Below are 13,734 nucleotides of genomic sequence, written 5' to 3' on the forward strand. Positions count from 1 at the left end.
AATAATCTGAAAATATGAATTGTGCGTCGATTAAATTCCAGCCTGTTTTGCGAGTGCCTTAAGATCATTTAGAAAATATGCCACACGCTCGGGGTTCAACATCGCATCATAAGGATATTTCTTCATAAATGCGCAATTCGAAAGTTCCTTTCCATATTGATCCACATCTGCAATAACTCCTTTGAGCAGCTCACCCGCGGTTTTGCCTTCGACCAGAATATCATCGGGGTTCACCTCCGAGGCGTAGCGTCCAAAACAATAACCCCGCGCTGACAGACGAAAGCCTCGCACATACATGCGCATAAATTCAAAGTGCTCCACTACCTTCGCATAGGCCGCTTCGGTGAGCCCGCAATTGCCCTCCATAACCTTCGCATAAAGCTTCTCACACAAATCAAGCGCAAAATCTTTGTCGGTCACAATCTGCGAAATATTCTGCCTGGTCATGGTTAGTGCGTCCTCTTTAGTAGTATCCCAATTTTTCAGGCTGTGATGGGTACCTCCAATAAAGGTGAATTGTCCTGTTGTTAGTAAGATGCAGCTATCATTTGAGAAAACCGCTCCATTGACAAAGTTAGTATTTTTTACAACATCCCAAGTCTGGTTCAGGATACCTGAAATCCATTTCACGCATTTTTTCAGCATTTGAGGAGTGATATTTTCCTCCAGCATTTTTTCCTCAGTGAGCCACTTCAGATAGATATCGTCCTCCTTAACATCTGGATTTTCTGCATATGCCGCAATTGCATAAAGGTTCAACATGTTCAGGTTATCAAAGCAGCCATAGTCCTGCACGCCTTCCCAGTCAGTTCTTGCGATAAAGCCAGTCACATTGTGTTCGGCACCGTACCTCAGTCGTTCTCTAATATCCTTAAGCATGGCACTTGGAATCGCACCCCAGCCATAAAACTGTCCGTTAACATCATACTCAATCCATTGCGGATGCTGCCCCACCTGTCCTATCAGAGGATTATTGGGAAAAGTCGGATAAAAATCGTGCGGCGTGTTTTTCAGCGAAAGCACAATATCGTCCGGCAGCGCATTGAACGCCACCTTGAAGCGCTCCTGCTCCTCCTTACTATAAATAAAATCACGGACGACCAGAGTCTTTCCCGCCTCTTTAAACGGCTTATACATCGCCATGATTATGTTTTTGTACCATTCCACAGGGTCAAGATGTTTGCAACGCTCACAGCCACAGGCAAAGGTGTTGCTGATTGCAAGTCTGGCCTCCCCCGTTCCGATCGAAACCACAATACCAGCCAGATCCGGCAGCGCGACGAACAGTTCCTTATACTTGTAAGGCAAAAATTCCTCATACCAGAATGGATCGCTCGGACAGATTACGCCATCCTGCATTAGTTCTTTGCGGTATTTCAAAACAAAATCCGAAAACCACAGTTCTTTATTCTCAAAATAGATATCCACTCCGGCAGCCTTTGCCTCCCGAATCACATGATTCATATAATCCCGGCGGTTGAGGTTTAAATTTTCACGAAGTGCGTATTTATAAATGTTGTGATCAATCTGCAAAAAAGCGTCATAATAATTTGTGGCTTCTCCTGTTCCACCGAGAAATTTCGCTGGGAAAACAATTTTATCCTCAATTCCTGGTTCATGGAAAATCAAGGTATTCATGTTGTTTCTAACCATAAAATTCAGTCTTTTGCGAATTTCCTCCAGATCCCATATTTGTGTGAAATCATGAAGTTCCATAGCTCTGATTGTATAGTTTTTCATAGAATCCTCCTATCTGGTATAATAATTTTGTAATTTTATAATTTTGCTATACCCTAGTTGCCGCCATGCTGTTGATCATTTCAGCCATAATTTGCATCCTTTTCTGCTCTGCAATTAAAGCACTGCACAGCCCATCAGCTAACTGTTCAAAGTCAGCCTCGTGGTTGGCAGAATTTACTATATTCACCCATTGGCAGGGTATTTTATCTGCCCCCTCAAATGCACCAGCGATATAGCCAGCCATGCATGCCATGGTATCGCAGTCCCTTCCGTAATTTGCTGTAGCGATTATGGTATCAGTATAGACCCCACCGCATTTATAAAACATCCCGAGCACGCACGGAACCGATTCCAGCGGATCAGCACTAGCGCTGAATCGATCGTCGTCCCTATCCGCCCCATATGCCTGCTTCGAGCGTTTCACCCATTTCACATTCATCCGGTCGTAATAAAGTCCGGTCAGTTCCTCAGTATCCTCCGCATCGTCCGCTAGTCGGATTGCCGTTTCGATTCGTCTTATCAGCGGGCTGGTGTCGCGGTTCGGTAGATGACGCAAAACAGCCTCGATTACTCCAAGTACTGTCGCATCAGGGCGCATTGCCTCGGCCACCGCAGACGCAATAGCACATGCTGCCTCTCGTGCGTGTCCATTATGCGAAAGCGAAATCAGGTCATAAGCATCCATGGCGGCCTGCGCAGGATTTCCCGCATTGATTATTCCAACCGGACCTATGCACGTCGGTGCGCTGTTTTCAGAAATATTTCCTACTCCGGCTTCTCGTACCGGGATTGCGCTCATCGCAATCCGGTGAAAACCGGCAGAAATCGAGTGCCAAAACGCCCGGACGTCCATATGCCGCATCCACATATCGGCCAAATCGTCCGCGTTGATTCTTCCCTGCTTTTCCACAATTGCTTTGGTAATCAACAGTTGAAGGCGGGTGTCGTCGGTATAGGAGCCCGCTTCGCTACTCAGTGCATAGGCGAGATGCCCCGGCTGGAAAAAATCGTCCGGCCGGTTATATGGAACCAGTGTCGTCACCCGTCCGTTATAAAGCTTGCGGATGAACTTATAATGCATGCATTCCATCGGGCCACCAAAAGCATCTCCGATAACACCTCCTATCAAACTCCCATACACCTTTTTATACAGCAGTGATCCGCGCAGGTCTAGCATTTTATCAATATGTTCCATACTATCCTCCTCCCTTTATCCCATCAAGAAGGCTTCTGATGTGTTCTTTAAAGATATCTATACGGACAGGATGCAGCCGGGAATGGATATAATAGGGATAGAAAACGTTATCCATCTTTGCTTTGATGTTATCGCGCGATTCATCAAGCAGTGCCAGCGCCTGCTCTGCCAACTTTATATCCGAAGCCTTCCGTGAATTGATTGCCATCTGTGTTCGATAAGCTACTATCGTAATTGCGCGGCAACATTCTGCAAACAAAACTATGGTGTCAATCAGATTGGTCATATCTCGGGCAAATTCTCTTGGAACGCCAAGGGATTCCACGTCGAGTATGTCATACAGTTCTTTTGCGAGCGTGACACCCTCGTCCTTTTCTGCAAAGATAACCGCGATATTCTCATCGGTTGCCGCTACATTCGCGGAGGAACCAGGCACCCATTCCTCGCGGTTAAAAATGTTTACCATGATGTCAAAGATTTTGGATAGCGAAAAAGGCGGCTGGTCGCTTTCAAGATACTGAAGTCCACGGATATATCCACATTTTTCATAAACTTTCCATGCGGCTTTTGTGAAGTCCCGCAGTTTTTTATATGCCTCGGGGTTTTCGGCCTTAACCGGCGTCTGAATATAAGAACCGGAAACCATTGGGTTATATAACCCGTTTTCCACCCATGTGCGATATATCTCATCCAGTTCGGTGTTTAAGTTCTCGCTCAGCATAGCGGCCGCATAAAGGTTCACCATACAAAGCGAATTATGTACCGAAGCTTCGTGCATCAGTTCCCAGTCGGTTCGGAACCACACACCACAAACCCTGCGACGTTTAAGCTCGGTCAGCCAGTCCCGAATCATTTCCACCAGACTGGACGGGATGACTCCCATTCCGGCAAATTGCCCCCAAACATCGATTTCCACATATTCGCGCAGATTGCTGCGACCAATTTCAGGGTTCATTGGGAAGGTGGGAAAATAATCGTGAGGTTGGCATTTCAGTGCCACGATGATATCCTTCGATACCTTCATGCAGGCATCGATAATCATATTCTGGTGATCTTTGGTATATGAAAAATCGCGTACAATCAAGTCCTTGCCCTTATCCGCCAAAGGTTTTTGAATCGCCTTTAAAACATCGATATACCAGTCAAACGGATCGGTATTTTTGCAGCGTTCGCAGGTGCACCGGTTCGCCGCCATTGAAATCATGCTCTCTCGGGTTCCCAGACTCACGATAATTCCTGCCAGATCCGGAAGTCGCTCAAACAGTTCTGTCATCTTTACATTTAGAAATTCCAGCCAGAAAGGGTTAGTGGGGCAACAGGAACCGTCGGTATTTAAAAGCCCCTGCACCATCTCAAAAATATTATCGCAGAAATAGATTTCCTTAATTTCGAAATAAACCTTGATACCATAGCTTTTCGCCTTACGGATCACCTCGCTCATATAATCTCTGCGGTAAAGGACACCTTGCCTTCGAACCGGCCAGCGCTCCCACATAATATCATTGTCAAAATATTTATCGGGAAATACGATCTGGTCCTGCAGGTCGTTCTGATGCAAAATCAAGGCGTTCATACCATACCGGGACATAAAATCCAATGCCATATCAATATGAGCCTGTTGCCACATCCTTGAACTATGAATCTCATAACCTCGAAAATCAAATTCAGGCATATTATTATTCACTCCCTTTTGTTTATTTGTTTATTAGCTTATTTGAAAATAGGCTTATGTTTTCAAGCCGGTAGTAATAATTCCCTCAACAAAATATTTCTGCATAAAAAAGAATAGCAATACTAAAGGAATAATTGATACAAGAGCCATAGCGAGAATTTCATTCCAATTCGAAACGGCAGCAACATCAAGCCCTAAGCGCAGTGCAAGTGAAAGTGGGTACTTTTTAACACTGCTGATATAAATCAATGGGTTAAAAAAGTCATTCCATGTCCATATAAACTGAAAGATAGATGCTGAAATCAATGCTGGCTTGAGCAGAGGAATATGGATCCGCAAAAATAACATTAAACTGTTGCAACCATCTAGAAATGCCGCTTCATCCAACTCTTTCGGAATGCCTCTGAGGAACTGCACCATCATAAAGATGAAAAATGGGAAACAGGCAAAAAGTGCAGGAACCCAAAACGGCAGATAGCTGTCTAGCCATCCCAGATCACGAAAAAGGATATACCGCGGAATAATTATGACGGTGTTTGGAAGCATCAAAGTGGAAATCATGATGCTGAAAAAAACCTTTTTACCCGGAAATTCAAACCTTGCAAAGCCATATGCCACAATCGGGCAGGAAATCAGGGTAAAGATAACCGTTGGAACAACTAGTAAAAATGTATTTCTAAAATAGTCGACAAAAGTATATTGTCCTGTGGAGTGCCAGCCGTTAATATAACCTGACAGGTCATAGTTTTCAGGGAATAATGAAATACTTCCGAAGATCTCTTTGTTCGTTTTGAAGGTCGCAAAAAACAGCCAAATTAGCGGATAGATCATTATTAATCCAAACAGGGTTATTAAAACATGATAAAGGATGTGCCTGATTTTAGTCTTTTTATTTTTATTCATTCTTATTTTCTCCCATCATTATAAAATACCCACAAATTGGATGACTTGAATAAGAATACTGTAAATAATACAATAAAAGTAAACACTATCCAAGACCCCGCACTAGCATATCCCATCCTGTATTTACTAAAAGCATCTTCATAAAGCTTTAACCCAATCAGATAGGTGGATTTAACTGGTCCACCCTTTGTCACAACAAAGGCTGCAGTAAAGTTCTGCAATGCGTTGATTGTCTGCATGAGAATGTTGAAAAACATAACCGGACTGATCATTGGAAGAGTAACATTGAAAAACGTACGAAACTTTTTTGCTCCATCCACCCGTGCCGCATCATACATTTCCGAAGGTACCTGTTTAAGTGCCGCCAAGAATATTACCATTGAGGAACCAAACTGCCATATTTCGATTAAACTGATGGTAAACAGAGCATATTTCATATCACTCAGCCAGTTTAGTGCCGGAATCCCCATATAGGCAGTAAAACTGTTAACAATACCGCTTTTCATGAACATTACCCGCCAAAGAACCGAGATGGCAACGCTACCTCCAAGGATCGACGGTAGATAGTAGATCGTACGGTATAGATTGATTACCTTTAACTTCATATTGAGCACCATCGCAACGATCAGCGCACATATAATTTTGCCTGGAACGACATACAATACATATTTCAGTGTTACAGCCATAGAATTTAAAAAGTCGGGATCTTTGGTAAACAGCTGGATATAATTGTCCAGACCTACAAACTTAAAACTACCTGCTATCTTTAAATTGGTAAAGGAATAGATAAACGAAACCACAAATGGATATAGCTGAAGTATACTAAATCCCAATAACCAAGGAAGAATATACAGCAGTCCGATATAGCTTCGTTTTTGAATTCCAATACCCTGTTTTTTGGCCATAACAGCCTACCTCCTAGTTAATTAAAAGTAAAAGGCAAAGTATTTCTCTCTGCCTTTAGCAATACAATACATGTAAATATTTTATAAAAGCCATATTAATCCTTCAGCCTCTCAAGCGTATCCTTTAGCAGTTTCATAGTCTCATCAGTAATTTTTTCTACAGTTCCTTGCTTGAAGGCTATCTTTGCAGCAGCATCTTTAAAAATCTGAACAATATCGTTTGGAACGGAAAGATTCTGGTGTACCGTAGCAATCGGGAGTGCAAGGTTAACCGCCTTCACCGCCATTGGATCGAGCAGTTTCTCGTCTGTGCAAATCTTTCTGGCTTTCTCCGTGGGTGGAATAGAACGGACATCTTTTAGAATACGAGCTGCGTTCTCATCATTGAAAAAATAATCGAGAAATATAAAAGCCTGTTCAGGAGTTTTACAAGTGCTGGCAACACCTATGAGCTGGGCAGGACGCAGGATAACGCCAGATTCCTTGGCACCTTCCCATGTCGGCTGAGGAATAATATCAGCAGTGTCCTGAAAATCATAGGTATTTTTATTTATATATGAAGTAATCAGCGAACCAGCAGCAAAATCATGACTAATCCACTTCGGGTTAGTCCACGGGGCAGTATCAAAGGGAGAACTCTCTGCCGCAGGCTGCAGGGTTCCACTTGAATACAGCCGGTCAATAAGATCAAAAACCTTATAAAGGTCGTCACGTGTGAAGTTTAGTGTGTAATCCGCGTTCATAATTTCCTTACCAGTAAGTTGGGCAAGATTGGTAAATATGAATTCCTTACCTATGGTCATTAATTCATAATTAAGAAAATACTGATTGGGATTATGCGCTCTAAGTTTTTTACCAGCCTCAATCAGATCATCCCAGGTCTTAATAGTGGAAATATCAATCCCAGCAGCTTTGGTTACTGCAGTATTTACAAGAATCGCACCTGCAGTTATACCGGTAGGCAGACCGACCAGAATATTATTATAAACACAAAAATTATTTAAAAATCCCTGGTCAAAACCGGAAAGATCAATATACTTAGTCATAGTATTAACATCAATAATAACATTGCCAATACGAAGCAGGTCTGTGGTCATCGAAGCATCGAACTGGATGATATCGGCTGCTGTTCCACTCGAAAGCTGCGTGGTAAGCTTCTCAAAGTATCCGTCATACCCGCCGTATTCTGCATCGATCCTGATACCAGGATTTGCTTTCTGATATTGGTCAATAACCTCGAGGGTAGCTTTATGTCTGCTGTCAGAACCCCACCACATAAATCTTAAATTCGCCTTAGCAGGTTCAGACTTTTCGGTAGAAATGGGCGTTTGTTCAGACGCACTCGTCTGAGCTGATTCATCCTTCTTTTTAGAGCCACAGGCAGCAAGCATTGTAACACATAGAGCTAAGGTTAGAAGCAATGCTACTGTTTTTTTAAACATTTTACATAACCCCCCTTAAATATATTTTTGTGAATTAAACCTCTAATACGAAGAAGAGTATTTTTCCCTTCATCTGCATAAATATTATCAAAATTAGTTCCGTTTGTATATGTATCTTACTTGACATAATAATCAATTAAGTATATAAAATATTGTATTAAGGTATCATTAGAAAACTTTTATGGTCATTATTTGATATCTCATGTGTGAGGTGATACTTAGTGTATACTCTGATTATCGTTGAAGACGAGGATAATATACGTCAAGGTTTAACTTATTTGGTTCCTTGGGAGGATTTTAATTTTCATGTTGTTGGGGAGTTTTCAAATGGTCGGGAAGCACTCTCTTTCATTGAAACTAACAGAGTGGACGCAGTTCTTACTGATATCCGTCTTCCCATTATGGATGGCATTGAGCTGGCGCAGACCATTCAGTTACGAAGGCTTGATGTAATCGTTGTTTTCCTCACAGGCTACCGTGATTTTGAGTACGCACAAAAGGCGGTAAAATGCGGTGTAAAAGACTTTCTTATCAAGCCGGTCAAGTATAAAGAACTGGCACTTACTTTTCTGAATATCAGAGAGAGCCTTGATGCAAGAAACAAAAATCAAAGCGAATCTAACATATTGTATGACGATCGTAAGGGCAATACCTATTACGACCGAATAATTGTCACTGTAAAAGAATATGTGTCCGAAAATATCCAATCAGTCACTCTCGAGGATGCATCAATTGCAGTCAATCTTAGCAGTGGTTATCTTTCACGATTGTTTAAGGAGAAAACTGGTATGACCTTCTCCGAATATGTTATCAAGGAGAAAATGAAACAAGCTGCCATTCTTCTCAAAAGTACTGACTATAAAACATATGAAATTGCGGACATGGTCGGCTATGACAGCCCGCGTAACTTTTCAAGGGCTTTCAAGCAGTATTACAACATGACGCCGACTGAATTCAGAGAACGGGGGTTATAATCTTGATGATACGGAAATATTTTATACGCAAGCTGATCGTTTATTTCATTGCCATGGTCCTTCCAATCATTTTTCTTGGTTCGTCTTTCTTTTTTTATACAGTAACCAGTCTTAAAGACGACATAAATTTGCATTCTAAAAATATTTCTGCTCTTGGCGAGAGGCAACTTGAGCTGCTTCTCAATACTTCATCCGATCTGAATATACTATTCAGTAACAATCCTGTGCTCACGCTAGCCATGTCCAAAATTCTCAACGCCCAGTCGCTAAACTATGCAGAATCCAATTATCAGAATCTAATCATATCGATTCTGAATACATCAAGTAACTCCAAGCGTTTTATTGACTCAGTCTATCTATACCAGAATAATTATCTGGGGAATTATTTCCGTTCAGGCTCTCAGATGACAAATATCAAAGACTCATATGACACTGAATGGCTGGACATTTACCGAACTATCCCCAAAGACAAAACTCTGTGGTTCACAAAAAGATACGCCAGATATTATGAGTTTGAACAACCCAGGCAGATCATTTCAATTTTTCACCGTTTCAGCAATACCCAGGGGGTGATAGTTTTTAATCTCAAGCCCGATGAACTCAAAAACAACTTGGACGCTATACAGATGTATAAATCCGAGGCTATTATAGTGACAAACTCGGATCGAATAGTACTGTTTAACAATAGTAACGCTGAAGCTATGAAAATTGACAAAGAGGTAAGCATCGATTTGCAGTTCACCAAAAAGGTAAATATGAATCAGAACGATATGTTCATGGTCAAATTCGGTGGCCGGAACTACCTCATGACCGAGGCTCATTCCTCAAAATATGACATGTATTTTATTTCACTTGTCCCTGAAAAGGAAATTTACGGCTTGTTGGATAAAATTATCTTTTTTGTGGGTCTTGCATTACTTATCGCGTTCTGCATGAGCTTCTTTCTCAGCTATTCTCTTACAAAAAAGAGCTTTCGTCAGATTGATAATATCCTCAAAATACTTGAAGATGCAGAAAATGGTGTGTATAAACATCACGAGTTGCCTGTTTTTCATGATGAATACGACACCATCCTTCATAATATATTGGATACCTTTATTAAAAACAGCTATCTGAATCTTCAGCTCAACGAGTCCAAACTTCGCCAAAAAGCCGCCGAGTTGACCGCCCTGCAGCTTCAAATAAATCCACATTTTCTGTTCAATACCCTGGAGACCATTAACATGGAGATACTCAAATCCACCCACACAGCTTCGCCCGCCAGCACCCTGATCGAGAATCTCTCGGATATTCTGAAATATTCGCTCGGGAGCCCTGACCACATAGTCACGTTGCGCGAGGAGATTCAATACACTAAAATATATCTGAATATACTGCGTTTCAGATACCCTCACAAATTTATGGTTTTCTGGGATTATGACGAAGACATGCTTGACATCCCAATCATGCGATTGTTGTTCCAGCCGTTGATTGAAAACAGCCTTTACCACGGAATCAAGCCCAAACAGGGCAAGGGACTTATTCGGGTACGGATTACAAAAAAGGACGGTGGTCTGTGTGTGCGGGTGACTGACAACGGGATCGGCATCCCAAAGCCGGAACTAGAACGGCTGCGCAAGGGACTGGATGAACTTCATTTTGACGAAAGGCATATTGGCCTGCAAAACACTAATAAGCGCCTTGTCCTGTCCTATGGCCCACAGTCCTCAATTAAAATCTACAGTAAATCCGGTCTTGGTACGGTCATTTCGTTCTTTATTCCAATTGAATTTAAGTTGCATACATACGGATAAACAAGTCGCGAGGGGTGTAACGGCTTTGTTTTGTCCCCTTTTTTGTCATGTGTTAACATCGCAGTCCTATGATATAACAATGCCAAACTCTAAGCAGAAAAACTTATTAAGCAAAATGGGATTAAACAAGTTAATAGGTAAAAAATTCGTTGGTAAAATTATGAAAAAGTTAGTGTAGTGACAAAATAAATTATTGCCATTACGCTCAAACCCTTAACATAACCGCATCAGGTACAGTCAAAAGAAGGAGCACAAGGAATATGTAAGAAATACAATTGTACATGTTCAAAGTGAGAAGGAGCAATATATATTAAACGGACTGAATGTACTCGGGACATTAAGGATACTTGTAGCATTTCTTTTGAATAATGACCTTATCAAAAAAGCTACACTTTTGTTTTTTGTAGATGGTGCAAGGGGTTTGCATTTTGCAATCAAGACGATTTTTGGGCGGATACCGCACAAGGTTATTCTTGACTGGTATCCATCTGGTGGATAAATGTAAGATGCAGTCGAAAAATTGCATTAAAACTATATTAAAAGTATATAAAAAATAACTAATTGAATAATTTACTTGTTTATGAAACAATGGTATTATAGTTTATGTACATTATTTACAATTACATATTACTACAAGAAGGGAGCAGAGCCATGTCTGACCAAATAAGGCAAATAGCTGCCAGAATAAAGGAATTAAGAGAAATATACGGTATTTCTCTTGAGGAACTGGCAAAGGAATTTAATATAAAAAAAGAAGAATATGAGGAATATGAGAGTGGAAAGGTAGATATTCCTGTCAGTTTTTTGTATAAAATTGCCAATAAATTTAATGTAGAACTGACAGCAATTTTAACAGGAAGCAATCCAAGGCTCCAGACTTATTGTCTTGTAAGAAAAGGCAAAGGTGTAAGCGTTGAAAGAAGGCAAGAATACAAATACCAAAGTCTTGCATATAATTTTATTAATAAAAAAGCTGAACCTTTCCTTGTAACTGTTGAACCCAAACCCGAAAATTCACCCGTAAGTTATAATTCTCATCCGGATCAGGAGTTTAACTATGTGCTTGAAGGAGAATTAATGATTTTTATCGACGGTCATGAGGTTTTGCTTAAAGAAGGGGATTCGTTGTTTTTCGATTCAAATATAAAGCATGGAATGAAGGCTCTGGGCAATAAACCGGCAAAGTTCCTAGCAATAATTGTATAATAATTGTATAAAGGAGAGATAGAATTAAATGCTGGAGAAATTCATAACAAAGGTTGACTATACTACATATGATGATTTTGTTAAGAATTTAAAGATAAACATTCCCGAAAATTTTAATTTTGCATTTGATGTGGTAGACAAAATAGCGGAAGAGACTCCTGAGAGGCTTGCAATGGTTTGGTGTGACGATAAAGGAAACGAGGCATTCTTTACTTTCAATCATATGAAAGTATATAGTAATAAAGCAGCAAACTTCTTTAAGTCGTTAGGAATTAAAAAGGGCGACCCGGTTATGCTTATTTTGAAAAGAAGGTATGAATTCTGGTTTTGCCTTCTTGGATTACATAAGATTGGTGCTGTTACAATACCTGCAACCCATTTGCTTACAGCTAAAGATATAATATATAGGAATAATGCTGCAGATATAAAAATGATTGTAGCAGTATCAGAAGAAGAAGTAATCAAACATGTTGAAGAATCTTTGGAAAAATCCCCGACGATAAAATACAAGGCACTAATTAACAGAAGCAAAGAAGGATGGTATAACCTAACAGAAGAACTAGAAAAAGCATCTGAAGAGTTTGAACGGCCTGAAGGAAAAGAATCTGCAACTAATGATGATACTTCTCTTTTGTATTTTACTTCCGGTACAACAGGTATGCCAAAAATGGTACAGCACAATTTTATATATCCTCTTGGCCATATAGTGACGGCAAAGTATTGGCAAAATGTACAGGAAAACGGATTGCATCTTACAATTGCCGATACGGGGTGGGCAAAAGCCGTATGGGGTAAAATATATGGTCAATGGATCTGTAAAAGCGCAGTTTTTGTCTATGATTATGATAAATTTATCCCGAAAAATCTTATTGATGTCATTGTAAAATACGGTGTTACAACATTATGCGCTCCCCCGACAATATACAGGTTTTTGATCAAAGAAGATCTTTCAAAATTAATGCAAGGAAAACTTAATTATTGCTGTATTGCAGGAGAGCCTTTAAATCCTGAAGTATATAACCAGTTTTTAAAAGCCACAGGGTTAAAACTTATGGAAGCTTACGGACAAACTGAATTGACTGTTGTAATAGGAACCTTTCCATGGATGGAACCTAAACCCGGTTCAATGGGTAAGCCTGCACCCGGATATGATGTAGACATAGTCGATGAGGAAGGCAACTCTTGTGAAGTAGGTGAAGAAGGACAAATAGTAATTCGTACCGATAAGATAAAACCCGTGGGAATGTTTCAAGGTTATTACCGTGACCCAGAAATGACTTTAAAAGTTTGGCATAATAATATCTATTATACAGGAGATATGGCCTGGAAAGATGAGGACGGTTACTTCTGGTTTGTGGGTCGCTCGGATGATGTAATAAAAAGTTCAGGCTACAGGATTGGTCCCTTTGAAGTTGAAAGTGCACTTCTTGAACATCCTGCAGTACTTGAATGCGCTATTACAGCGGTGCCCGACCCTATTAGAGGGCAAATAGTTAAAGCCACAGTTGTGTTGACAAAAAACTACAAACCTAGTGATGACCTTGTTGTTGAGCTTCAAGAACATGTAAAACGAGTAACTGCACCTTATAAATATCCCAGAGTTATTGAATTTGTGGAAGAACTACCTAAAACCATAAGCGGTAAAATACGCAGAATTGAAATACGAGAAAGGGATAAAAGTTGATTCAATATATACAACAGAGATGAAGCACGAATTTAAAAGAAAGAGAAAACAAGAGTTATAGAGAGTAGCAAAAAAATATTTTCGCAAAACCGAGTTGGACACGTACAAGATTAGTATTGTATAGTAGACTTGGGGGAGGTAGGTAATCAAGTCATGAACAATACTAATAGAACATTTTCAGGTAGGACATTTAGTCCTGAAGATATAGAAATGATAAAAT

Annotated in this window: 10 protein-coding genes; 4 read left to right on the forward strand and 6 right to left on the reverse strand. The window is 40.4% G+C overall.

Annotation, left to right across the window (positions count from 1 at the left end; all coding sequences use genetic code 11):
• Positions 1-30: 30 nt before the first annotated feature.
• From HPY74_10595 to HPY74_10620, 6 genes are all read right to left on the reverse strand, one after another.
• On the reverse strand, positions 31-1,740 hold the full coding sequence (locus tag HPY74_10595) for a hypothetical protein (protein ID NSW91098.1): 1,710 nt from the start codon (positions 1,738-1,740) through the stop codon (positions 31-33).
• Between the two features lie 46 nt (positions 1,741-1,786).
• Positions 1,787-2,935: an ADP-ribosylglycohydrolase family protein gene (locus tag HPY74_10600; protein NSW91099.1), complete on the reverse strand. Its 1,149-nt coding sequence runs from the start codon at positions 2,933-2,935 to the stop codon at positions 1,787-1,789.
• A gap of 1 nt (position 2,936) precedes the next feature.
• Entirely contained in the window at positions 2,937-4,607 is a 1,671-nt protein-coding gene (locus HPY74_10605) for a hypothetical protein (protein ID NSW91100.1), read from the reverse strand.
• 54 nt (positions 4,608-4,661) lie between these two features.
• A complete protein-coding gene (locus tag HPY74_10610) occupies positions 4,662-5,510 on the reverse strand; it encodes a carbohydrate ABC transporter permease (protein ID NSW91101.1) in 849 nt (282 codons plus the stop codon).
• Between the two features lie 2 nt (positions 5,511-5,512).
• Positions 5,513-6,415, reverse strand: a complete 903-nt coding sequence (locus HPY74_10615; protein NSW91102.1) for a sugar ABC transporter permease — start codon at positions 6,413-6,415, stop codon at positions 5,513-5,515.
• 95 nt (positions 6,416-6,510) lie between these two features.
• Positions 6,511-7,836, reverse strand: coding sequence for a carbohydrate ABC transporter substrate-binding protein (locus HPY74_10620; GenBank protein ID NSW91103.1), 1,326 nt, complete (start codon positions 7,834-7,836; stop codon positions 6,511-6,513).
• A gap of 242 nt (positions 7,837-8,078) precedes the next feature.
• Between HPY74_10620 and HPY74_10625 the strand changes: the two genes are divergently transcribed.
• The 4 genes from HPY74_10625 to HPY74_10640 all read left to right on the forward strand — a co-directional run bounded on the left by HPY74_10625 (position 8,079) and on the right by HPY74_10640 (position 13,514).
• On the forward strand, positions 8,079-8,831 hold the full coding sequence (locus tag HPY74_10625; GenBank protein NSW91104.1) for a response regulator: 753 nt from the start codon (positions 8,079-8,081) through the stop codon (positions 8,829-8,831).
• 2 nt (positions 8,832-8,833) lie between these two features.
• A complete protein-coding gene (locus HPY74_10630; protein ID NSW91105.1) occupies positions 8,834-10,624 on the forward strand; it encodes a histidine kinase in 1,791 nt (596 codons plus the stop codon).
• Between the two features lie 651 nt (positions 10,625-11,275).
• Positions 11,276-11,830: a helix-turn-helix transcriptional regulator gene (locus HPY74_10635; protein NSW91106.1), complete on the forward strand. Its 555-nt coding sequence runs from the start codon at positions 11,276-11,278 to the stop codon at positions 11,828-11,830.
• 28 nt (positions 11,831-11,858) lie between these two features.
• On the forward strand, positions 11,859-13,514 hold the full coding sequence (locus HPY74_10640) for an AMP-binding protein (protein ID NSW91107.1): 1,656 nt from the start codon (positions 11,859-11,861) through the stop codon (positions 13,512-13,514).
• Positions 13,515-13,734: the final 220 nt, after the last annotated feature.

The sequence above is a fragment of the Bacillota bacterium genome (assembly GCA_013314855.1).
GTDB lineage: Bacteria > Bacillota > Clostridia > Acetivibrionales > DUMC01 > Ch48.

What these genes read in the sequence shown, in the direction of transcription:
- HPY74_10600 (NSW91099.1), bottom strand. Translation starts at nt 2,935, where the DNA reads ATGGAACATATTGATAAAATGCTAGACCTGCGCGGATCACTGCTGTAT.
- HPY74_10615 (NSW91102.1), bottom strand. Translation starts at nt 6,415, where the DNA reads ATGGCCAAAAAACAGGGTATTGGAATTCAAAAACGAAGCTATATCGGA.
- HPY74_10640 (NSW91107.1), top strand. Translation starts at nt 11,859, where the DNA reads ATGCTGGAGAAATTCATAACAAAGGTTGACTATACTACATATGATGAT.
- HPY74_10605 (NSW91100.1), bottom strand. Translation starts at nt 4,607, where the DNA reads ATGCCTGAATTTGATTTTCGAGGTTATGAGATTCATAGTTCAAGGATG.
- HPY74_10610 (NSW91101.1), bottom strand. Translation starts at nt 5,510, where the DNA reads ATGAATAAAAATAAAAAGACTAAAATCAGGCACATCCTTTATCATGTT.
- HPY74_10595 (NSW91098.1), bottom strand. Translation starts at nt 1,740, where the DNA reads ATGAAAAACTATACAATCAGAGCTATGGAACTTCATGATTTCACACAA.
- HPY74_10635 (NSW91106.1), top strand. Translation starts at nt 11,276, where the DNA reads ATGTCTGACCAAATAAGGCAAATAGCTGCCAGAATAAAGGAATTAAGA.